We start from the raw sequence: 20,458 nt of genomic DNA on the forward strand, positions 1-20,458 counted from the left end.
TTGATCTCATATGAAGAAGCCCGGCAGCGATGCCGGGCTTTTTTGTTTTCAAAGTGCCGCAAGCTCTCTGCCGTCACGCTCAACGATGCCGGGCTTTTTTCGGCTAAAGCCCCAGAAAAAGCAGCATGATGAAGGTGGCGAAGAGAATGAAGTGCGTCATGCCCTCGATCGCATTGGTTTCTCCGTCATTGAGGTTGATGGCGGCGGCGATGAGGGTGATGAACACCATGACGGTCTGAACGGGTGTCATCGCCATGATGAAGGGCTGGCCGGTGTAAAGCGCGATGCCCTCCATGACGGGCACGGTCAGGATCACTGTCGAGAGCGATGCGCCCATGGCGATATTGACCACCGCCTGCATGCGGTTGCGCAGGGCGGAGCGGAGCGCGGTGAGGATTTCCGGTGATGCGGAGATCGTCGCGACCACCACGGCCATCAGGGCGGGCGGTGCGCTGGTTCCTTCGAGGCTTTCACTCACGAAGGCCGCCATGAATTCCGCCAGCACGCCGATCAGCACCACGCCGGCGATGATGAGGCCGATGGAGAGCGGCACGCTGTCCTCATCTTCTTCCTCCGCATGGCTGCCTGAAGCCTGTCCGGGCTGGCCAGCGGGACGAGGCTTTTTGGGGTAGGCGTAGCTGAAGAAATAGCTGTGTGGTCCGACCTGCATTTTGAGGAAGAGTGCATAGAGCGCAACCATCGCAAATATCGTGAATATCGAATAGATGTGCCAGCTTTGTTCCGGAATGAACTCCGGGACGATCATCGAAATACCCATTGCGGTGAGGATCATCACACCATAGGTCTTGCCGGAATCGTCGTTATAGGGCTGTTCGCCGTGGCGAAGACCGCCGAGCAGGGCGGCGAGGCCCAGAATGCCGTTGATGTCGATCATGACGGCGGAATAGATCGTATCGCGTACCAGGGTTGGCGAACTGGATTCACTCATGATGATGGCGAGGATCAGCACTTCGACAGCAACCGCCGAAAGCGTCAGGATCATCGTGCCATAGGGGTCGCCGACTTTGGCAGCGAGTATTTCGGCGTGATGGGCGACCCGCATCGAGACCAGAACGATGAGCCCGATCAGGACGATTGCGGCAATCAGTGCCGCCGTCCGTCCCGCTTCGAATATCGTATGCTCGGCCATATAGGCGAGGATTGCCGCCGGTATTGCGAGCAGCAGCATCCGCTCCTGTTTCAGAATAGAACCCACCATTGATTTTTCTTCCCCTTGTCGTCGCAGGCTGTGACGTATCGTCCCTCAGATCAAGCAGGATTTGCGCTTGAATGCTTTTGGTAGGATAGTGGTGTCGCAGGACATGCTGCTCATGCCGCGCTGTCCCATCGGGTGCAATGCTTGAAACGCGGTTGTGGTTGCCATGTCGCCTACCGAGACAGGAGGACAATGCATGACCAAAGTGGTGTATGAGATCGTCGAACATGACGGAGGTTTTGCCTACCGCATGAACGGCGCCTATTCCGAAACGTTTCCCACCTATGCCGATGCCCGTGAGGCTGCGCGTATTGTCGCCGCCGAACAGCAGGTGGGCGGCGATGACGAGGAAATCAGCTATCAGGATGAAAGCGGCCACTGGCATGAGGAATACAGCCAAGGCGGCGACCGGCCTGAGGCCGAGGTAATCGACAAGACCTTACCGCCGGCCTGACGATTTTGTTGATGCCCGGGCCTTTCCGGTGAAAAACCCGGCATCTTCCATGGTTCGCCGGCCGATAATCATCGCGGATCGAGGCTCGGCGGCGACCATTCATGAGGGGTGCTAGCGCCGTTTGGGCGGAGCACTCGCGTCAGTCTCCTTAAGATGACCCTTGAGGCCTTCCACGAGGGCGCTGAAGACGGCACGGCATCGCGGCGAGGTCTTGAGATTTTCGTGCATCGCAACCCAGGTGTGGAGCGGGATGTCGATTTTCGGAAGCACCTGAACAAGCCGGGGGTCCTTGCGTGCAAGGCCGATCTGGCAGACGCCTATGCCCGCGCTGGCGCGGATCATGGCAAGCTGGGCGAGATTGCTATCGGCGCGGATTTCGAAGGAAATTTCCTCAATATCGGGTATTTCAGGATCGAGCGTGCGCATCCGTTGGATGGCCGCCCGGATAAAAGGAGTCTTTCGATCGAAACCGACCATGCGGTGATGGTTCAGATCTTCCATGCTCTTCGGTGTGCCGGCTCTTGCCAGATAGTCGCGTGTCGCGTGAAATCCCAGCCGGAAATTGCCGATGTAACGCATGACGATTGCGTCCTGTAGCGGCTCGGTCATGCGGATGGCGATATCGGCTTCACGTCTCAAAAGATCTTCAAGCGTATCGGATAGCGAAAGCTCGATTTCAAGCCGGGGGTGAACCTCCTGCATGGCTGCTATGATTGGTGGCAGCATTTCCACGCCGATGATGTCAGAGGCGCTGATGCGCACCGTGCCCTCGATCTTGCCGACTTCGCCCGAGGCCGCGCGCATCAGGGCGGCGGTCGTCGCGGCCAGGTTTTCCGCATAGGGGCGGAGCGCAAGTGCTGCTTCCGTCGGCATCAGCCCATGGGGCGAGCGGATGAACAGCGGAAAACCAACGGCCTCTTCCAGTGCACCGATATGGCGTCCCGCCGTCGGTTGCGTGATGCCAAGCTCGCGGGCGGCGGCAGACAATGAACCGTCGCTCAGCACGCTGAGGAAGGTGCGGTAGAAATCCCAGCTGATATCGCGGTTCTTCGTCATAATATTTTGTATAGCCGCTCCACTGATTTCGACAATTTCGTATATCGCACATCGGGTCGATACTCCAGACACACAAAGGAGTATGGCAATGTCAATCGAGAACGATGCAAGTGCAGTGCAGGATGGGCAGCCTCTGGCTCTCGTCTTGGGAGTGAACGGCGGTGTCGGTGGCCAGGTTTCGCGAATGCTGCTGCAAAGGGGCTGGCGGCTGAGGGCGATGACTCGCCGAAAGCCAGCGTCAGAAGTCGCTGGCGACATCGAATTCGTGACAGGCGATGCGATGGACCGGCAGGACGTTCTGAAGGCGGCGCAGGGCGCGCAGCTCATCGTCCACGCGGTTAATCCTCCCGGCTATAGCGATTGGGAGAAGCAGGTCGTGCCGATGCTGGACAACACGATCGCCGCTGCCGAAAGCTGCGGCGCCAGGATAGTCTTTCCCGGTACCGTCTATAATTTCGGTTCGGACGCCTTTCCGCTGCTGACCGAAGAGAGCCCGCAAACGCCGTTTACGCGCAAGGGCGCGTTGCGTGCGGAGATGGAGCGCCGGTTGAAAATGGCATCCATGCGTGGCGTGCCGGTGCTGATTGTTCGGGCGGGGGATTTTTTTGGGCCCGACGCCAGAAACAACTGGTTTTCGCAGATGCTGGTGAAGCCCGGAAAGCCGGTTCGCAGCGTCCAGAATCCGGCCGCCCCTCGTGCGGGACACCAATGGGCCTATCTGCCTGACGTGGCGGAGACGATCGGTCGGCTGCTGGACCGGGCAGATGAGCTTCCGGCTTTCGCCGTCTATCACATGGAGGGTTTTTGGGATTTCGACGGGCTGCAACTGGTTGAAGCCATCGAGCGGGTTGTCGGTCATCCGGTCAAGCGGCGGCGGCTGTTCTGGGCGGGCATCAAATTGGCCGCGCCCTTCGTTCCCCTGTTCCGGGAAGTGGTGGAAATGCAATATCTCTGGCATATGCCGATCCGGATGAGCAATCGCAAGCTGACGGATTTCCTCGGAACGGAGCCCAGGACACCGATCGATGTCGCGATATCGACGACATTGGCGAGCCTCGGCTGCCTCGAGCAAAGGCAGGGTACGGCGAGCCTTGCTCAACCGGTCGATGCCGGGGGCAGGGTGTGATGGCGAGGGTCGTGACTGGGGTGTCGGTTTGGCGTCGCGTGTTTGTCGTGATCTCGGCAAGTGTGCCGTTACTGATTTTCGCGCAGGTGCTGCTGGCCGGGTTATCTATCTATTATGACGGATCGCTGATTTCGCTGCACAAGGGGCTCGGTCTCCTGATCTCGGTTCCGATCCTGTCACTGGTAATCCTTGCGCTGCGATACGACGAGTTGCGGCCACATCTTGGCCGCGCGCTGGTCCTGCTCGGTCTCTATTGTCTTCAGGTGGCGGTGATGAGCATTGGCAGGGAAACGGGCAATGGTTTTCTGCAGGCGCTGCATGTGCCCAACGCTTTTATCATGGGCGCGTTTTCCGACTTCGCCGCCCGGCAGGCGCGACGCCTGCACTGAGAGAAAAACGCCGCATCGCTTTCAGGCAATGCGGCGTCTTTGTTTTATTCTTTATCAGGCGAGCGCCGGATAGTCGGTGTAACCCTCGGCCCCGCCGCCATAGAAGGTCGGCTGGTTCGGTTCATTCAAGGGCGCGTTGTCCTTGAAGCGGCGCACTAGGTCCGGATTGGCGATGAAGGCCTTGCCGAAGGCGACAGCATCGACCTTGCCGCTTTCCACGGCTTCGATGGCGCTCTCACGGTCATAACCGTTATTGGCGATCCACAGGCCCTTGCCGCCGGCATTGCGATAGGCCGCCTTGAAGGCTGCGTAATCGAAGGGCTTGTCACCCTGTTTGAAATCACGCGGTCCGCCTGTTGCGCCTTCAACGACATGGATGAAAGCGAGATTGCGCTTGCCGAGCTGTTCCACCACGTAATTGTAGAGCGGCTGCGGGTCGGCCTCGAAAATATCGTTGGCCGGGGTAACGGGGGAAAGACGGATGCCGGTGCGGCCGGCGCCGATTTCTTCCGCGACCGCATCAACGACTTCCAGCAGGAAGCGGGCGCGGTTTTCGATCGAGCCACCATAATCATCCGTGCGCTGGTTGGTGCTGGATTTCAGGAACTGCTCGATCAGGTAACCATTGGCGGCATGGATTTCGACACCGTCGAAACCGGCTTCCAGCGCTGCGCGTGCGCCGCTGCGGTAATCCTCGAGGATGAGGCCGATATCGTCGATGGTGAGCGCGCGCGGCTCGGAGGTTTCGGCAAAGGCGCCAGTGCCGTCATCATTGATGATATAGGTCTTCGACTTGGCGGGAATGGCGGAAGGAGCAACCGGCTGGCCGCCATGCGGCTGTAGTGAGACGTGTGAAATGCGGCCCACATGCCATATCTGTGCGACGATCTTGCCGCCGGCTGAATGCACACCATCGGTAACCTGTTTCCAGCCCGCAATCGCTTCCCGCTTGTAAAGGCCGGGCACGTCCGCATAGCCCTGACCCTGCTGGGAAATCGGCGTGCCTTCGGTGACGATCAGCCCCGCCGTGGCGCGCTGCTCGTAATAGGTGGCGTTGAGGTTGTTGGGAATGGCGCCCGGCGAACGGTTGCGGGTGAGGGGGGCCATGACGATACGGTTGGCGAGTGCGATATCGCCGGCCTGTGCCGGTTCGAAAAGACTTGTCATGCGACTTCACTTTCTGGTCGGTTGGCGAAATTGCGCGGGGGACGCGCTGTCTTTCTGACTGGGTGCCGGAATGAAAGCCGCCTTGCGGTTCCCTGTCCGGCACCCCGAGGCTCAAAGCTTGGGAGGCTCAGAGATTGGATTGCAGATAATTGCGGAAGGCATCGATCGTTTCTTCGTTGCGTTCGAAAAACACCCATTGCCCGACCTTCTTCGACCTGATGAGGCCGGCCGCCTGCAACACCGCCAGATGCGACGAGACGGTGGACTGGGACAGACCGCTAATCTGAAACTGGTTGGCGCAAACGCCCATACTGAGCGGATGTTCCTGGCAGAAATGACCTTCAGGGTTTTTCAGCCATTCCAGAAATTTCAGCCTTGCCGGGTGTGAAAGGGCCTTGAGGACTTCCTCCGGGTTCATCTGGGTTTCTTTGATATCTGACATGATCGATATTTATATCGATAATTTTCGATATACAAGTCACGTCTCTGTGAGGACGATGCGGAGTGGCAGGTCGCTAAAAAAAAGAAGGCCGCTGGATGTCTCCGCGGCCTGATAAGTTTGAAGGTCAAAACCTCCAGAGGGGAACAGCTGTCGCGTGCCTGAGCAAGCGTGACAGCTGACTAAAATATGGGTGTGGGAATAATGCAAAACAAGGTTGCATCATGCGATATTTCGCCAATTCGGAGAAAATTCTTGCGGGTAAAAAAAGAGGGCCGCCGGATAGATCCAGGGCCCTTTAAGTGTGAAGGTCAAAAACCTCCAGAGGGGAACAGCTGATGCGGTGGAACTGGGAGGAAAAGCCACCGTGTGCATCAGCTGAGAGCGATATGGTGCTTTTTTGTGCACGAAACAATTCTTTTTTGTGCAGGTCAGGCATGCGCACCGCGCAGCCCTCGATATTTCCGGTATATTTTATGTGCAAAGCTGAAGAGGGACACCCATGCGCCCCTCTTGCTTCTGCCTTCGTAAATCTTTGAATTTAAAAGATTATCCGTTGACGTCGATTATTTTAACGTCAGAAGTTCCAGTTCCGAGCCTTTGCGACGATAAAGTCGCGGAAAGCTTTCAGCTTTGCAGCGTTTTTCATTTCGTCCGGATAGCAGAAATAGGTATCGAATGACGGAATATCTGCCGCGAGCGAAAGCTGGATGAGGCCGGGATCGCGGCCGACGATATAATCCGGCAAGCAGGCAATACCGATTCCCAGCAGGCAGGCGCGCTTGATCGAGGTTTGGCTGTTGATCTGCAGGTGCGGCGTGCGCGTATTGTCGGAGGAGCGTCCGGCATTCTCCAGCCAGTTGACATCAAGCAGATAGTTGGGTGCCGGCTCGCCGAAGGAGATGATGCGGTGATTGTCGAGATCCTCGATCGACTGCGGCTCTCCGTGTCGGTTGATATAGGACGGTGCGGCATAAACATGCATATGCACCGTGAACAGCTTGCGCTGAATGAGGTCCGACTGCTGCGGCTGGCGCAGGCGGATGGCGCAATCGGCGTGGCGCATGTTCACGTCCAGCTCCTCATTGTCGAGGATGAGCTGGATCGACATTTCCGGGTAGAGCTGCAGGAATTCCTGCACCTTGTCCGTCAGCCAGCCTTGGCCGAGACCGACGGTCGTCGTTACGCGCAGCTTGCCACTCGGCTTTTCCGTCGTTTCGGTGAGTTGCATCTTCACCGTTTCGAGCTTCAGCAGCACGTCGTGGGCGGTGCGATACAGCAACTCGCCCTGCTCTGTCAGAATAAGGCCGCGGGCGTGGCGATGGAACAGCTTGACGCCGACATCCTGCTCCAGCGCGCTGACCTGACGGCTGATGGCCGACTGGGACAAATGCAGCTTGTCAGCAGCATGGGTGAAAGACCCTGCTTCGGCTGCGGCATGAAAAATGCGCAGTTTATCCCAGTCCAATGGCATTGCCATGCCTATCCTGCCTTTCGGTTATTCCGCTGCGACAGCAAGCGGTTGATGCGCGGTGAGATAGCGTTCCGCTTCCAGCGCTGCCATGCAGCCCATGCCGGCGGCGGTGATTGCCTGGCGGTAGATGTCGTCGGTGACGTCGCCGGCTGCAAAAATGCCCTCCACGTCGGTGGCCGTGGAATCGGGGGCGGTCCACATGTAGCCGTTGTCTTTCAGCTTCACCTTGCCTTTGAACAGTTCAACCGCCGGCGCGTGTCCGATGGCGACGAAGACACCGTCGATGGGGGTGTCGCTGATGACGCCGGTCTTGGTGTCACGCAGTCGCACACCCGAAACGGAGGGCGGCATTGGCGGCTTGGCCGGTGCGCCGGTGATTTCGGCGATCTCCGTGTTCCAGAGAATCTTGACGTTTTCCTTGGCGAACAAGCGCTCCTGCAGGATTTTTTCCGAACGGAAGCTGTCGCGACGGTGCACGACTGTCACGGATTTGGCGATATGGGCGAGATAGAGCGCCTCTTCCACGGCAGAGTTGCCGCCGCCGACAACGATCACGTCCTTATTGCGATAGAAGAAGCCATCGCAGGTGGCGCAGGCGGAAACACCGAAGCCCTGGAAATGCTGCTCGCTCTCGATGCCGAGCCACTTGGCCTTGGCGCCGGTGGCGATGATCAGCGTATCGGCGGTCCAGACCTGACCGGAATCGGTTCTGACCACGAAGGGCCGCACGTTGGTTTCAACTTCAGTCACGAGGTCGCTGACGATTTCCGCGCCCACATGCGTTGCCTGCTTCAGCATCTGATCCATCAGCCACGGACCCTGGATCGGATCGGCAAAGCCCGGATAGTTTTCGACATCGGTGGTGATCATCAACTGGCCACCCTGTTCCATGCCGGCAATCAGCACGGGTTTCAGCATGGCGCGGGCCGCGTAGATCGCCGCGGTATAACCGGCGGGACCGGAGCCGATGATCAATACCTTCGTGTGGCGGGCAGACATGGAAACGTTCCTTTCAATAACGGGGCCTCTCGGTAGCTGTGACTTTCGGCACCAGAGCCTTCCAGCCGCAAGACGGCGGACAGGCCGCAACCCCTTCGTTGCCCGGTATTTAAGGTTGTCTAGTGTCTTTATTCAAGGGCAGCCGTGCGTTACCAACAAGGCAGTTGTGGATGCATGCGCAATTTTGTGACCGGGCGGCGTCATAATGTTGCGAATCCTGCGCCTGATAGTACAAGGAAGTTCTCCAGCTTAACGAGGTACTTCTCCGTGACCAGCGTCGAACTCGATGCCATCGATCTGAAAATCCTGCGCGAATTGCAGCGCGACGGGCGCATGACCAATGTGGAGCTGGCCGAAAGGGTCGGAATTTCCGCGCCGCCCTGCCTCAGACGTGTCCGCAAGCTGGAAGAGGCGGGGGTGATCGAAGGTTATCACGCCATGTTGAACGCGCCGAAGCTCGGTTTCGACCTTGTCGCCTTCTGCATGATCGGTCTCAAGCGCCAGTCGGACAGCAATCTGAAGGCCTTTGCGGCGGCAACGGCCGGCTGGTCGCTGGTGCGGCAGGCGTGGATGGTGTCGGGCGAAAGCGACTTTCTGCTCCATTGCGTGGCTAAAAACCTGACGGAATTTCAGGATTTCGTCATCGAGGTTCTGACGGCGGACGAAAATGTCGATACGGTGCGCACCATGCTCACCATCCGTCAGGTGAAGCGCGTCGGTCTGGTGGAAATCTGATCAACAGGCTTTTTGTCGACTTCGGGGGGCATCATCCCCGCCGCAACGCCTCGTAGACTTCGCCGAGACTTGTCGCTTCTTTTTCCAGCGGAAACGTGCTGCGCACATGCGCAAGTCCGGCACTTGCGTGGGCTTTGGCCAGAGCGGGATCGGCGAGATAGGTTTTTATCGCATCTTTCAGTGAAGCATAGTCACCCGCGTCAACTACCGCCCCGGTCTTGCCGGTGACGATCATTTCCTCGTAGGCGCCGGCATTGCTGGCGACAACGGCCGTCTGCGAGGCCATGGCTTCGAGCGGCGTCAGGCCAAAACCTTCATTGCGGGATGGGGCGACATAAAGCGTTAGCCGCCGGTACCAGGGCTTGATGTCGTCGACTTCGCCCTGAAACACGATGCGGTCGGCAAGGCCGGCTGCGGCGACATCGGCCTTCAGCGCATCCCCGAAAGCCCGGTGTTCCGCCGTGACGCGGCCGGACACCACGGCTGTCCAGTCCGGATAGGCGGGCAAAAGCTCGACCATGGCGCGCACGAAGAGATCAGTGCCCTTCTGGTGGCGCACCCGTCCAAAGCAGCCGAGGAGATATTGTCCCGGCAGGCCGGTTGCCGTGATCGTATCTTCCGGGCCGGTGCCGGGGTGGAACAACTCGATATCGACGCCATGCATGACGACGCGATGGGGCACTTCCAGAAACGAGCCGGAGCGGGCATTGGTCGCAACCACGGCATCCATCTTCGAAATCAAAAACCGGGTATAGGCGGAATGCCGCCTCTGCGCCGCGGAGGTAAAGAGCAGCTTCACCTTCATGCGCAGAACGTCACGCATGAGAATGCCCGGCAACATTTCCAGATTGCGGCGGGCGTGCCAGATGCGCGGGCCGCCCAACGGGCCATTCTGCCACAGCCGCCACAGATCGCGGAAGCGCACATGCGGCAGGTGCGGCGGCAGGCCGGGGCCGATGGTGGCGACCTTTTGTCCCAGCCGGTTCTGCGCCGGTATCAACTGAACGATTGTGGAGGTGACGCCGGAGAGCCTGCGCTTGAAGTTAGGCGCGAGTACCTGCACATCTTTCAGGCTGACGTGGGACAAGATGGGCTTCCGTCTTTACGGCTTAGGATCGATTCGTCAGGAAGCGATGCGCCCGCTCGGGGCGCATCGCATCGGGGCACTCAGCCCCACTGAACCGCGAGGATCTCGTAACCCTTGGCACCACCGGGTGCATTGACTTCGATGCTGTCGCCGACTTCCTTGCCTATGAGGGCACGGGCGATGGGCGAGGAGATGGAAATGCGGCCCGCCTTCACATCCGCTTCCTGGTCGCCGACGATCTGATAGGTCTTTTCCTCGTCGCTGTCTTCATCGACCAGCTTAACGGTGGCGCCGAACTTGATCTTGGAACCGGACATCTTGGAGAGATCGATGACTTCCGCGCGCGCAGTCAGGTCTTCGAGTTCGGTGATGCGGCCTTCATTGTGGCTCTGTGCTTCCTTGGCAGCATGGTACTCGGCATTTTCCGAAAGGTCGCCATGGGCGCGCGCTTCCGCAATTGCCTCGATGATACGGGGACGCTCCTCCTGCTGACGAAAGCGCAGCTCCTCCTGCAGCTTGACGAATCCACCCTGAGTCATCGGTACTTTTTCTACCATTTTTTTATCCTTCGCATTCCGGTCGCTGTACTTGCAGACACAAAAAGAAACAGGTTCCGGAGGGGAACTCCGGAACCATGCCAAAATCATAACTGAGCCGACTATATCAGAAGACGACAGCGAAATGCCAGCAAATTTGAGGCGGGCAATTTTATAGTCTTATTCATAGACTTAACCTTTACGATTGACATTTTTCAAAAGAACATATAGTGAACATAACTATGAAGAAGTCAATCAGGCAACGGCTGGCCATTCTCTCCGATGCGGCGAAATACGATGCATCATGCGCCTCCAGCGGCACAACGAAACGCCACTCGGCCGCAACAGGCGGGCTGGGTTCCACGGAAGGGTCCGGCATCTGCCATGCCTATGCGCCGGATGGGCGTTGTATTTCCCTGTTGAAGATCCTGCTTACCAATTTCTGCATCTATGATTGCGCCTATTGCATCAACCGTTCCTCCAGCAATGTCGAGCGGGCGCGGTTCACGGCAGAGGAAGTGGTGTGGCTGACGCTGGAATTTTACCGGCGCAACTATATCGAGGGATTGTTCTTGTCTTCCGGCATCATCCGCTCCTCCGATCATACGATGGAGGAGATGGTGCGTGTGGCGCGGGAACTGCGCGTGACGCATGGTTTTCGTGGTTATATCCATCTGAAGTCCATCCCCGAAGCATCGGCCAAACTCATAGAGGAGGCTGGGCTTTACGCGGACCGGCTGTCGATCAATATCGAGTTGCCGACCGATAGCGGTATCGGTCGTTTTGCGCCGGAAAAGCAGCCTGCCAATATTCGCCGCTCGATGGCCGATATTCGCCTGAAGATCGAGGAGGCGGGCGAGCCGACGCTGCGGACGCGCCGGACCAAACGCTTTGCTCCCGCCGGGCAGAGCACGCAGATGATTGTGGGTGCGGATGGTGCCGATGACAGCACCATCCTCTCCACCAGCGCCCGGCTTTATGGCAGTTATGGTTTGCGCCGCGTCTATTATTCGGCTTTCAGCCCCATTCCGGATTCCTCGAAAAACCTGCCGTTGATCAAGCCGCCTTTGATGCGTGAGCACAGGCTTTATCAGGCGGACTGGCTTTATCGGTTTTACGGTTTTGACATTGGCGAGATAACCGCAATTGGTGGCGATGGGATGCTCGATCTCGATATTGATCCGAAGCTGGCCTGGGCGCTCAAAAATCGCGACCGTTTTCCGGTGGATGTGAATGTGGCGGATCGGGAAATGCTGCTGCGTGTTCCCGGTTTCGGCACCAAGACGGTCGCTTCCATTCTCTCGTCGCGGCGGTTTCGGCGGATAAGGCTGGAGGATATTGCCCGCTTTGGGGTGTCCTTAAAAAAAGTGAAGGCCTTTATCGTCGCGGATGGCTGGACGCCGGGAAAACTGATTGAACGGCCGGATTTGCGGGCGATGTTTGCGCCGCAGCCCGAACAATTGTCGCTGTTGTGATGTATGGCCCGGTTCTTGAAGGGCGGGGCGAGTTTGGCGAGTGGCGTGATGCGGCTCGAATGGCGCTTGCCGCCAATGTGCCGCCGGAGGCGATTGACTGGCGGTTGCGGGATGACGAAGCGGGGCTGCTGGATTTCGACGGTGAGCCGTTGCCGATGCTCAAGGTTGGAGAAACACAGGTTTCCGTACCGTCCGCTTTCGTGGCGCTGGCGCAGGCCGTCATCTGTCACAGCGATCCCTGCCGTTTCGCGCTGCTATACCGGCTGCTGTGGCGGATGAGGCAGGATCGTGCCCTGCTGCAGTTCAAATCCGACCCGGATGTGTCACAAGCGCGGCTGCTCGAAAAGTCGGTCCGCCGTGACTGTCACAAGATGACGGCCTTCGTTCGGTTCAAGGAGTTACCATTACCGCAAGGGCAGGGCGGGCGTCGGCGCTTCGTCGCCTGGTTCGAGCCGGATCATTTCATCGTCGAACGGACGGCGGCGTTTTTCCAGCGCCGGTTCACCGATATGGACTGGTTGATCGCAACACCGAAGGGGTCAGCGCGGTGGGACGGAAATGTGCTGCAGACCTCTCGGGAAGCGGCGGTGAAACCCGATCTGACGGACGAAACGGATGAACTCTGGCGGACCTATTATGCCAATATTTTCAATCCTGCCCGTCTGAAGATCAAGGCCATGACGGCGGAGATGCCGAAAAAATACTGGAAGAACCTGCCGGAGGCGGACCTCATACCCGGTCTTGTCCTTGGGGCGGAAGCGCGGGTGCTGGAGATGGCGGCGAAGGCGGCGAGCCAGCCGCAACCCTTTCACCACCGCCTGCAGGCCGCAGCATCTGCGCGCGAGATGCCGCAACCCGTGTTGGATGGCAGCCTTACGTCGCTGGCGCGGGAGGCTGGCCAATGCACCCGTTGTCCCCTGCATTGCAAGGCCACGCAGACCGTTTTCGGCGAGGGGCCGGACGATGCCGATATCATGATCGTCGGTGAACAGCCCGGTGATCACGAAGATCTCGCCGGCAAGCCCTTCGTTGGCCCGGCGGGTCAGCTTTTCGACCAGACCCTCCGTGAGATCGGTGTCGATCGCAAAAAGCTTTATGTCACTAATGCCGTCAAGCACTTCAAATATGAGACACGTGGCAAGAGGCGCATCCATCAGCGGCCGGATGCGGGAGAGGTAGAGCAATGTCGCTGGTGGCTTAACCGCGAAATTGCGCTTGTCCGGCCAAAATTGATCGTTGCCATGGGCGCGACCGCGCTTTATGCGCTGACCGGTGGCAAGGAAAAGGTTTCCGACATCCGCGGGCGTCCGTTACCGATGGAGCAAGGTCGGACGCTTTTTGTGACCGTGCATCCGTCCTATCTCCTGCGCCTTGCCGATGTGAGGGTGAAGGAGGCGGAAATGGCACGCTTCCGGACGGATGTGAGCATAATAAGGAAATTCTAATATATTGTTTTATGTATTATGTAGCTACTTCGAAAGTTGAATTTTGTCGTAGACAATACTTTTATATCTTGTTTATCTCTTATTTTTATTGAAATTTTATATGTACCTTGTAATAGGGTCTCATAAATTTATTTACCGTATGGACATATTATGCTGGGCGAACTCGACCTTGCGACAGTTATACTGATGCAAAAATGTTCTTACATCGTTGGGCTGTTAAGCTTTATCTACCTGAAGATGAGTAATCGGGCTCTGCCCGGCCCCATTCCTCTTGCGGCGGGTTTCGCGGCGATGGCGATCGGTTCGACGCTTGCCGGGTACGGTGAATGGAAAATATTATCGCCGGCTCTCTGGGAGCTTGGCAGCATTTTGTTCGGTATTGCGGGATACGCGCTGATCTGGCTCGGTCTGAAGACGTTGAGCGACGGGCGCTTCGTAAATCGCAAAACCGTAGTCTTTACATGTCTTATCGCCGTGCTGGCGATTGGCGTCGCGCTGCAGGTGGCCGGCAACAATGCGTTTCGTGCCGCGCTCTTTAATGGCTGTGCGGCTCTGGCCTATCTTGGCGGGGCGGGTGTGCTTTTTGCACGGTGGCGGAAAGAGCCGCTTCTTTCGCGACTGGCGCTTGGCGCAATCACCGGTGTCTCCGGCCTGCTGTCGCTTGCGGTAATGAAAAGCGTGCTTTTCCCCGGTTATGCCACCATCAATCTGGTCAATGCGTTTTTCTTCATCATCATGCTGAACTTCGCTATCGCTCTCTTCGTGATGATCCTGGTTGCGGAGCGGTCTGAACGGAAATTGCTGGTCCTTGCGAACACCGATCCGCTGACGGGCGTCAAGAACCGGCGTTTCTTCTTCCAGACCATGCCCGCAACTCCCAATCCCGCAGATGCGGCCATGCTGCTTGATATCGATCACTTCAAGTCGATCAATGACCGTTTCGGCCACGCCGTCGGTGACAGCGTGCTGCAGGAAGTCGCAAGGCGCATCGGCGGCAGCATCCGCGGCGGCGACGTGCTGGCGCGTTACGGCGGCGAGGAATTCATTATTTTCCTCCCGGGTGCGGGCGTGAGCAAGGCCTGCATGATCGGCGAACGCATTCGTGACGCGGTCGCGATAAATGAGGTCGATTGTGGGGGCCTGCGTGTCGGGGTGACCATCAGCATCGGCGTTGCCGCTACCGGCGAGATGCGTTGCGATCTCCAGACGCTTGCCGAAATGGCCGATCGTGCGCTTTACCGGGCAAAGACTGAAGGACGCAATTGCGTTCGTGAGGCGCTGGCCGCCTAGGGCGTGGCCTAGTCTGCCGCCCCTCTTTCCAGGCTGGCGGCCTTCTGCTCACCTTTCGGTTCGTTCGTCGCCTCCGCAGCGGCGCGATGTCGCAGAGCCTCTTTCAGCAGAATTTCGATCTGGGCATTGATGCTGCGCAACTCGCCGCTCGCGGTCTGCCGGATCGCGTTCAACGTCGCGGGTTCGATCCGAAGCGGAAATGCCACCCTCTGCGGGCCAGGTGGACGTCCGATCATGGGTTAACCCTCCCATTCAGGGAAACGGCGCGGCCGATGGTGGAGAAACGTTTTTCGGGAATGCAAAAGGACATCACGAGCCTCATGTGAGAATGATGCCGTTTTGATACGGGAAATGAATTGCAGCAGAATTGCGCAAAATAAAAACGCCGCGGGCAAGACGACCCGCGGCGTTTGTTTTCAATATTGCATTGCGGGCTTTCCCGCAGAAAACTTAGTTGAAGTAGCTCTGCAGCGGCTTCACTTCCAGATTTCCGGCCTTCAGCGCCTTGATGGCAAGCGCTGCTGCTTCCGCACCCGCCATCGTTGTGTAGTAAGGCACCTTCTGCATCAGCGTTGCACGGCGCAGCGATTTGCTGTCCGAAATCGCCTTGTTGCTGTCGGTGGTGTTGATGACCAGCTGGACCTGACGGTTGCGAATGGCGTCTTCGATATGCGGACGGCCTTCCTGCACCTTGTTGATCTTTTCGGCGTTGATGCCCTTTTCGGCAAGGAAACGCTGGGTGCCGCCGGTCGCCAGCACTCTGAAGCCGCTTTCCACGAGAATGCGGATGGCTGGCAGAACGCCTTCCTTGTCCTCGTCACGGACCGAGACGAAGACCGCGCCCGAGCGCGGCAGGTCGACACCTGCGCCGAGCTGGCTCTTGGCGAAGGCGAGCGCGAAATCCGTGTCGAGGCCGATGACTTCACCGGTCGAGCGCATTTCCGGTCCGAGCAGAATGTCGACGCCGGGGAAGCGCGCGAAGGGGAAGACGGCTTCCTTGACGGCAATGTGCTTGAGGTTACGCGGATCGGGCTTCTCGCCATAGGCGGCAATTGCCGGGCCAAGCTTTTCGCCGGCCATGACGCGGGCGGCGATCTTGGCGATTGGCGCGCCAATGGTCTTGGCAACGAACGGCACGGTACGCGAAGCGCGCGGGTTGACTTCAAGAACATAGATCGTGCCGTCCTTGATGGCATATTGAACGTTCATCAGGCCGCCGACCTTGAGCGCCTTGGCAAGTGCCGTCGTCTGGCGCTCCAGTTCGTCGAGCGTTTCCTTGCTGAGCGAACGCGAGGGTAGCGAGCAGGCCGAGTCGCCGGAGTGGATGCCAGCCTCTTCGATGTGCTCCATGATGCCGGATACGAAGACGTTTTCGCCATCGCACAGCGCGTCGACGTCGACTTCGACGGCGTTGGTGAGGTAACTGTCGAACAGAAGCGGGTTCTTGCCGAGCAGGGTGTTGATCTGGCCGGTCTTGTCGTTCGGGTAACGCTGCTTGATATCCTCGGGAACGAGACCCGGAACCGTGTCGAGCAGGTAGGTCTGGAGCTGGCCTTCCGAATGGATGATCTGCATGGCGCGGCCACCCAGAACGTAGGACGGGCGAACGACAAGCGGGAAGCCGATTTCCGACGCCACGAGCCGGGCCTGCTCGACCGAATAGGCAATGCCGTTGTTCGGCTGGGCGAGATCGAGCTTCATCAGCAGCTTCTGGAAGCGGTCGCGGTCTTCTGCAAGGTCGATCATGTCAGGCGCGGTGCCGAGGATCGGGATACCGTTCTTTTCCAGCGCTTCGGCGAGCTTCAGCGGGGTCTGGCCACCGAACTGCACGATGACGCCGACCAGTTCACCCTTTTCCTGTTCGGCACGCATGATCTCGATCACGTCTTCGGCCGTCAGCGGTTCGAAATAGAGGCGGTCGGAGGTGTCGTAGTCGGTAGACACCGTTTCCGGGTTGCAGTTGATCATGATCGCTTCGAAGCCGGCATCCTTCAGCGCGAAGGCGGCGTGGCAGCAGCAATAATCGAACTCGATGCCCTGGCCGATACGGTTCGGGCCGCCGCCGAGGATGACGACCTTCTTGCGGTCGGAGACCTGCGCTTCCGAACGGGCGGCGCCGACGAACGGGATTTCATAGGTCGAATACATGTAGGCGGTCGGCGAGGCGAATTCGGCGGCGCAGGTGTCGATGCGCTTGAAGACCGGGCGGACGTTCAGGCTGTTGCGCAGCTCGGCCACTTCCTTCGGGCGCTTGGAGGTCAGGCTGGCGAGGCGGGCATCGGAAAAGCCCATTGCCTTCAACATGCGCAGGTTCTCGGCATCCTGCGGCAGGCCATGCTCGCGAATGCGCGCTTCCGTGTCGACGATCGCCTTGAACTGGGCGATGAACCACGGATCGATCTTCGAATTTTCGTGGACTTCTTCTTCCGTCATGCCCATGCGCAGCGCCTGGGCGACCATGCGCAGGCGATCCGGCGTCGGCGTGCCGATGGCGGCGCGGATCGCGTTCTTGGAGCCTTCACCTTCTTCAAAGCCGGGGATTTCTATTTCATCGAGACCGGTAAGGCCAGTTTCCATTCCACGCAGCGCCTTCTGCAGCGATTCTGCGAAGGTGCGGCCGATGGCCATGACTTCACCGACCGACTTCATGGCGGTGGTGAGGATCGGCGAAGCGCCGGGGAACTTCTCGAAGGCGAAACGCGGGATCTTGGTGACGACGTAGTCGATGGACGGTTCGAACGATGCCGGGGTCGCGCCGCCGGTGATGTCGTTTTCGAGTTCGTCCAGCGTGTAGCCGATAGCGAGTTTGGCGGCGATCTTGGCGATCGGGAAGCCGGTCGCCTTGGAGGCCAGCGCAGAGGAGCGCGACACACGCGGGTTCATTTCGATGACGACGAGGCGGCCGTCCTTCGGATTGACGGCGAACTGCACGTTCGAGCCGCCGGTCTCCACGCCGATCTCACGCAGCACCGCAATCGAGGCGTTGCGCATGATCTGGTATTCTTTGTCGGTCAGGGTCAGCGCCGGGGCGACGGTGATCGAGTCGCCGGTGTGGACGCCCATCGGATCGATATTTTCGATTGAGCAGATGATGATGCAATTGTCCGCGGTGTCGCGGACGACTTCCATCTCATATTCCTTCCAGCCCAGAACCGATTCTTCGACCAGAACTTCCGTGGTCGGCGAGGCGTCGAGGCCGCCGGAGACGATGTCGAAGAATTCCGAGCGGTTATAGGCAATGCCGCCGCCGGTGCCGCCGAGCGTAAAGGACGGGCGGATGATGGCGGGCAGGCCTACATGGTCAATGGCCTGGGCGGCGATTGCAATTGCATGCGCCATGTAGCGCTGCTTGCGGTCGGTCTCTCCAAGGTTCCACTGGTTTTCCAGATCGTCCAGCGCCTTGTCGAGTTCAGCACCCGAAAGCTTCGCCTTGAGTTCAGCGCGGGCAGCTTCGTGCTTCTTGCGGTCGGCGTCCTTGATTTCGGTGGCGTTGGCCAGCATCGATTTCGGCGTTTCAAGGCCGATGCGGGCCATGGCTTCGCGGAAGAGGGCCCGGTCTTCGGCCATGTCGATGGCTTCGGGCTTTGCGCCGATCATTTCGACATTGTAGCGGTCGAGAACGCCCATGCGCTTGAGAGAAAGCGCGGTGTTGAGCGCGGTCTGGCCGCCCATGGTCGGCAGCAGCGCGTCCGGGCGCTCCTTGGCGATGATCTTGGCCACGACCTCAGGGGTGATCGGCTCGACGTAGGTAGCGTCCGCGAGACCCGGATCGGTCATGATCGTCGCCGGGTTGGAGTTGACCAGGATGACCCGGTAACCTTCTTCCTTCAGCGCCTTACAGGCCTGGGTGCCGGAGTAATCGAATTCACATGCCTGACCGATGACGATCGGTCCCGCGCCGATGATGAGGATGGACTTGATATCTTGGCGCTTCGGCATGGCTCTCTCGTTCCGCTTTTCGGTTGCGCAAAGCACCGGCCAGGGTGAGGGATCACCGGCCGGGGGGGCGCAATTCAAATGTTTTCAGGCTAGAAGCGGCTTATAGGCAAATGTTTTTGAGAACGGAACCCCATAAATTCTGGAATCGACAGAAACTCTTAACGGGCAGGGGCAAGCGTGGCGAAATGGGCCTGCACCGCCGCGCTGTGAGAGCGGCTGACGGGAATTTCCGTGCCATCTTTTGTGATGATGTGCAGACGGCCCGTCTGCTTGCGCAGGGAAGTAAAGTCGGCATCGGCAATCCAGTGGGAACGATGCACCTGCAGACCCGCCGTATGGCCGAGTTCTTTCAGCGCATCGGCAAAACGCAGCAGAACCAGCTGCTGCCCGCGCGTGGTGACGATTTGCGTGTAATGATCCTGCACCGATAGTCGCAACAATTCTCCGCGTTTTTGCGGCGGCAATCGTTCCAGCAAGGGGATGATGCCTTTGACCTCCCGATTTGCATTTGCATTTGTGCCCGTTTCAGCCTCCGCCGCTTTTTCGAAGGACTGGCGGGTTGTGAGGTAACTCAACAGGCAAAAGATCGCGGAGAGGGGCAGGGATGAGAGGCTGCTCTTTAAAACCGGTGTTAAACCCATCTCCTTGCCGTAGAAAATCTGATTGGTGATGGTGAGCAGCAGCCCGATCGGCAGTGCCGCCGTCAGCGAGCCGATCATCATGCGTGCCAGCATGTTGTCGATGTGGCCTGATAGGATCGTATTGGCGATGACCGAAAAGGAGATGGCGAGCATCCAGGCACCCGCCTGAACGATTGTCCAATAGAGCAACCGGTCGGCGAAGCTCATGGTTTCGCTCGTTCCGAAAGGCCCGGTCACGATGAAGATCGCCAGCACGGCAAGGAATGTCAGCCACAGCCTGCGCGATTGCAGAACCGCATGCATTTCACGAAGCGTGGATTGCAGATACGGGTGATCCACGAAGTTTTCCTGCTGATGGCGCCAATCCGTTTTTCCTGTCCGCATGTTTCGCCGAAATTGCCGGTGATTTCAACCGAGCCGAAACAGCACCCATGTCATTCCAGCCTCTGTTAGACGCACCGCTTGCCGTGCAATTCCATGTCGCCACCGTCGTGCCCGTAGCCATTCTCGGCGCCTTCATCTTCCTGCGCCCCAAGGGAACCGCCATTCACCGGCTGCTCGGCAAGATCTGGGTGCTGCTGATGGTTTCGACTTCCGTTTCGACGTTCTTCATCCATGAATTGAGGATGTTTTACGGTTTCAGCCCGATCCATCTCCTCTCCGCTTTCACGATATATGGCTGTCTGCAATCGATCTACTTCGCACGGCGTGGCGATATCAGACGCCATATGCGGATTATGCAGAGCGTTTATCTGGGCGGCATCGTGATTGCCGGAGCGTTCACCTTCCTTCCCGGTCGCATCATGAATAAGGTTGCTTTTGGTGGCGGCGGAGCGGGATTTGTGGCCGTTTCCGCCGGCGTTATCGTCTTTGCCTTCCTGTTTCTGACCGTGCTGAAACAAAGGCGCAGAGCCGCATAACAGACTCCGCTGACCGCCTCTGCTTTCTTCCGGAACAAGATGTATTATAGTGCCGTTATAAGGCAGCTTG

At 58.5% G+C, this 20,458-nt stretch carries 19 protein-coding genes; 8 read left to right on the plus strand and 11 right to left on the minus strand.

Annotated elements, in window-relative coordinates:
* Positions 1–103: 103 nt before the first annotated feature.
* Positions 104–1,219, minus strand: coding sequence for a calcium:proton antiporter (locus tag ACFVTJ_RS01915; RefSeq protein WP_386904158.1), 1,116 nt, complete (start codon positions 1,217–1,219; stop codon positions 104–106).
* A 193-nt stretch (positions 1,220–1,412) separates the two neighbouring features.
* Here ACFVTJ_RS01915 and ACFVTJ_RS01920 point away from each other — a divergent pair, with 193 nt between their 5' ends.
* On the plus strand, positions 1,413–1,670 hold the full coding sequence (locus tag ACFVTJ_RS01920) for a DUF2188 domain-containing protein (protein ID WP_386904160.1): 258 nt from the start codon (positions 1,413–1,415) through the stop codon (positions 1,668–1,670).
* A 111-nt stretch (positions 1,671–1,781) separates the two neighbouring features.
* Here the strand turns inward: ACFVTJ_RS01920 and ACFVTJ_RS01925 are convergent, their stop codons facing one another.
* Entirely contained in the window at positions 1,782–2,726 is a 945-nt protein-coding gene (locus ACFVTJ_RS01925; RefSeq protein WP_386904162.1) for a LysR family transcriptional regulator, read from the minus strand.
* A gap of 88 nt (positions 2,727–2,814) precedes the next feature.
* Here ACFVTJ_RS01925 and ACFVTJ_RS01930 point away from each other — a divergent pair, with 88 nt between their 5' ends.
* Both ACFVTJ_RS01930 and ACFVTJ_RS01935 read left to right on the plus strand, forming a co-directional pair.
* Entirely contained in the window at positions 2,815–3,852 is a 1,038-nt protein-coding gene (locus tag ACFVTJ_RS01930) for an NAD-dependent epimerase/dehydratase family protein (RefSeq protein WP_386904164.1), read from the plus strand.
* Positions 3,852–4,241, plus strand: coding sequence for a DUF6220 domain-containing protein (locus ACFVTJ_RS01935; protein WP_386904166.1), 390 nt, complete (start codon positions 3,852–3,854; stop codon positions 4,239–4,241). Before ACFVTJ_RS01930 ends, ACFVTJ_RS01935 begins: the two co-directional genes overlap by 1 nt.
* Before the next feature lie 54 nt (positions 4,242–4,295).
* On the opposite strand, the gene ACFVTJ_RS01940 is transcribed toward ACFVTJ_RS01935, so the two are convergent.
* The 4 genes from ACFVTJ_RS01940 to trxB all read right to left on the minus strand — a co-directional run bounded on the left by ACFVTJ_RS01940 (position 4,296) and on the right by trxB (position 8,320).
* On the minus strand, positions 4,296–5,408 hold the full coding sequence (locus ACFVTJ_RS01940; RefSeq protein ID WP_386904168.1) for an alkene reductase: 1,113 nt from the start codon (positions 5,406–5,408) through the stop codon (positions 4,296–4,298).
* Between the two features lie 127 nt (positions 5,409–5,535).
* Positions 5,536–5,826: an ArsR/SmtB family transcription factor gene (locus tag ACFVTJ_RS01945; protein ID WP_386905245.1), complete on the minus strand. Its 291-nt coding sequence runs from the start codon at positions 5,824–5,826 to the stop codon at positions 5,536–5,538.
* A gap of 598 nt (positions 5,827–6,424) precedes the next feature.
* Positions 6,425–7,321 (minus strand): LysR family transcriptional regulator VtlR, encoded by an 897-nt coding sequence (locus ACFVTJ_RS01950; RefSeq protein WP_020011327.1) that lies wholly within the window; start codon positions 7,319–7,321, stop codon positions 6,425–6,427.
* A gap of 24 nt (positions 7,322–7,345) precedes the next feature.
* Complete coding sequence (gene trxB, locus ACFVTJ_RS01955) at positions 7,346–8,320, minus strand: thioredoxin-disulfide reductase (RefSeq protein WP_386904170.1); 975 nt, start codon at positions 8,318–8,320, stop codon at positions 7,346–7,348.
* 267 nt (positions 8,321–8,587) lie between these two features.
* Between trxB and ACFVTJ_RS01960 the strand changes: the two genes are divergently transcribed.
* Positions 8,588–9,055, plus strand: a complete 468-nt coding sequence (locus ACFVTJ_RS01960) for an Lrp/AsnC family transcriptional regulator (RefSeq protein WP_004430414.1) — start codon at positions 8,588–8,590, stop codon at positions 9,053–9,055.
* Between the two features lie 31 nt (positions 9,056–9,086).
* Here the strand turns inward: ACFVTJ_RS01960 and ACFVTJ_RS01965 are convergent, their stop codons facing one another.
* On the minus strand, positions 9,087–10,142 hold the full coding sequence (locus ACFVTJ_RS01965) for a glycosyltransferase family 4 protein (protein WP_386904173.1): 1,056 nt from the start codon (positions 10,140–10,142) through the stop codon (positions 9,087–9,089).
* A gap of 80 nt (positions 10,143–10,222) precedes the next feature.
* The gene (gene greA, locus ACFVTJ_RS01970) at positions 10,223–10,699 is read right to left on the minus strand and encodes a transcription elongation factor GreA (RefSeq protein ID WP_026363859.1); all 477 of its coding nucleotides are present in this window, start codon (positions 10,697–10,699) and stop codon (positions 10,223–10,225) included.
* Positions 10,700–10,920: 221 nt separating this feature from the next.
* Here greA and ACFVTJ_RS01975 point away from each other — a divergent pair, with 221 nt between their 5' ends.
* The 3 genes from ACFVTJ_RS01975 to ACFVTJ_RS01985 all read left to right on the plus strand — a co-directional run bounded on the left by ACFVTJ_RS01975 (position 10,921) and on the right by ACFVTJ_RS01985 (position 14,888).
* Complete coding sequence (locus ACFVTJ_RS01975) at positions 10,921–12,153, plus strand: putative DNA modification/repair radical SAM protein (protein WP_386904175.1); 1,233 nt, start codon at positions 10,921–10,923, stop codon at positions 12,151–12,153.
* Positions 12,153–13,598 (plus strand): UdgX family uracil-DNA binding protein, encoded by a 1,446-nt coding sequence (locus ACFVTJ_RS01980; RefSeq protein WP_386904177.1) that lies wholly within the window; start codon positions 12,153–12,155, stop codon positions 13,596–13,598. Before ACFVTJ_RS01975 ends, ACFVTJ_RS01980 begins: the two co-directional genes overlap by 1 nt.
* A gap of 150 nt (positions 13,599–13,748) precedes the next feature.
* The gene (locus tag ACFVTJ_RS01985) at positions 13,749–14,888 is read left to right on the plus strand and encodes a GGDEF domain-containing protein (protein ID WP_386904179.1); all 1,140 of its coding nucleotides are present in this window, start codon (positions 13,749–13,751) and stop codon (positions 14,886–14,888) included.
* A gap of 8 nt (positions 14,889–14,896) precedes the next feature.
* On the opposite strand, the gene ACFVTJ_RS01990 is transcribed toward ACFVTJ_RS01985, so the two are convergent.
* The 3 genes from ACFVTJ_RS01990 to ACFVTJ_RS02000 all read right to left on the minus strand — a co-directional run bounded on the left by ACFVTJ_RS01990 (position 14,897) and on the right by ACFVTJ_RS02000 (position 19,852).
* Positions 14,897–15,124 carry a hypothetical protein gene (locus ACFVTJ_RS01990; RefSeq protein ID WP_386904181.1) on the minus strand — a complete coding sequence of 76 codons (228 nt, stop codon included), beginning with the start codon at positions 15,122–15,124 and terminating at the stop codon, positions 14,897–14,899.
* Positions 15,125–15,338: 214 nt separating this feature from the next.
* Positions 15,339–18,827 (minus strand): carbamoyl-phosphate synthase large subunit, encoded by a 3,489-nt coding sequence (gene carB / locus ACFVTJ_RS01995; RefSeq protein WP_386904183.1) that lies wholly within the window; start codon positions 18,825–18,827, stop codon positions 15,339–15,341.
* 158 nt (positions 18,828–18,985) lie between these two features.
* The gene (locus tag ACFVTJ_RS02000; RefSeq protein WP_386904185.1) at positions 18,986–19,852 is read right to left on the minus strand and encodes a LytTR family DNA-binding domain-containing protein; all 867 of its coding nucleotides are present in this window, start codon (positions 19,850–19,852) and stop codon (positions 18,986–18,988) included.
* A gap of 47 nt (positions 19,853–19,899) precedes the next feature.
* On the opposite strand from ACFVTJ_RS02000, the gene ACFVTJ_RS02005 reads away from it, so the two are divergent.
* The gene (locus tag ACFVTJ_RS02005; RefSeq protein ID WP_386904187.1) at positions 19,900–20,388 is read left to right on the plus strand and encodes a DUF2306 domain-containing protein; all 489 of its coding nucleotides are present in this window, start codon (positions 19,900–19,902) and stop codon (positions 20,386–20,388) included.
* Positions 20,389–20,458: the final 70 nt, after the last annotated feature.

Origin of the sequence: Agrobacterium sp. NPDC058088 (genome assembly GCF_042885035.1) — a bacterium.
Taxonomy (GTDB): domain Bacteria; phylum Pseudomonadota; class Alphaproteobacteria; order Rhizobiales; family Rhizobiaceae; genus Agrobacterium.

What these genes read in the sequence shown, in the direction of transcription:
- ACFVTJ_RS01980 (WP_386904177.1), top strand. Translation starts at nt 12,153, where the DNA reads ATGTATGGCCCGGTTCTTGAAGGGCGGGGCGAGTTTGGCGAGTGGCGT.
- ACFVTJ_RS01935 (WP_386904166.1), top strand. Translation starts at nt 3,852, where the DNA reads ATGGCGAGGGTCGTGACTGGGGTGTCGGTTTGGCGTCGCGTGTTTGTC.
- ACFVTJ_RS01985 (WP_386904179.1), top strand. Translation starts at nt 13,749, where the DNA reads ATGCTGGGCGAACTCGACCTTGCGACAGTTATACTGATGCAAAAATGT.
- ACFVTJ_RS01950 (WP_020011327.1), bottom strand. Translation starts at nt 7,321, where the DNA reads ATGCCATTGGACTGGGATAAACTGCGCATTTTTCATGCCGCAGCCGAA.
- ACFVTJ_RS01975 (WP_386904175.1), top strand. Translation starts at nt 10,921, where the DNA reads ATGAAGAAGTCAATCAGGCAACGGCTGGCCATTCTCTCCGATGCGGCG.
- ACFVTJ_RS02005 (WP_386904187.1), top strand. Translation starts at nt 19,900, where the DNA reads ATGTCATTCCAGCCTCTGTTAGACGCACCGCTTGCCGTGCAATTCCAT.
- carB (WP_386904183.1), bottom strand. Translation starts at nt 18,827, where the DNA reads ATGCCGAAGCGCCAAGATATCAAGTCCATCCTCATCATCGGCGCGGGA.
- ACFVTJ_RS01925 (WP_386904162.1), bottom strand. Translation starts at nt 2,726, where the DNA reads ATGACGAAGAACCGCGATATCAGCTGGGATTTCTACCGCACCTTCCTC.
- ACFVTJ_RS01940 (WP_386904168.1), bottom strand. Translation starts at nt 5,408, where the DNA reads ATGACAAGTCTTTTCGAACCGGCACAGGCCGGCGATATCGCACTCGCC.
- ACFVTJ_RS02000 (WP_386904185.1), bottom strand. Translation starts at nt 19,852, where the DNA reads ATGCGGACAGGAAAAACGGATTGGCGCCATCAGCAGGAAAACTTCGTG.
- ACFVTJ_RS01945 (WP_386905245.1), bottom strand. Translation starts at nt 5,826, where the DNA reads ATGAACCCGGAGGAAGTCCTCAAGGCCCTTTCACACCCGGCAAGGCTG.
- ACFVTJ_RS01990 (WP_386904181.1), bottom strand. Translation starts at nt 15,124, where the DNA reads ATGATCGGACGTCCACCTGGCCCGCAGAGGGTGGCATTTCCGCTTCGG.
- greA (WP_026363859.1), bottom strand. Translation starts at nt 10,699, where the DNA reads ATGGTAGAAAAAGTACCGATGACTCAGGGTGGATTCGTCAAGCTGCAG.
- ACFVTJ_RS01930 (WP_386904164.1), top strand. Translation starts at nt 2,815, where the DNA reads ATGTCAATCGAGAACGATGCAAGTGCAGTGCAGGATGGGCAGCCTCTG.
- ACFVTJ_RS01920 (WP_386904160.1), top strand. Translation starts at nt 1,413, where the DNA reads ATGACCAAAGTGGTGTATGAGATCGTCGAACATGACGGAGGTTTTGCC.
- trxB (WP_386904170.1), bottom strand. Translation starts at nt 8,320, where the DNA reads ATGTCTGCCCGCCACACGAAGGTATTGATCATCGGCTCCGGTCCCGCC.
- ACFVTJ_RS01915 (WP_386904158.1), bottom strand. Translation starts at nt 1,219, where the DNA reads ATGGTGGGTTCTATTCTGAAACAGGAGCGGATGCTGCTGCTCGCAATA.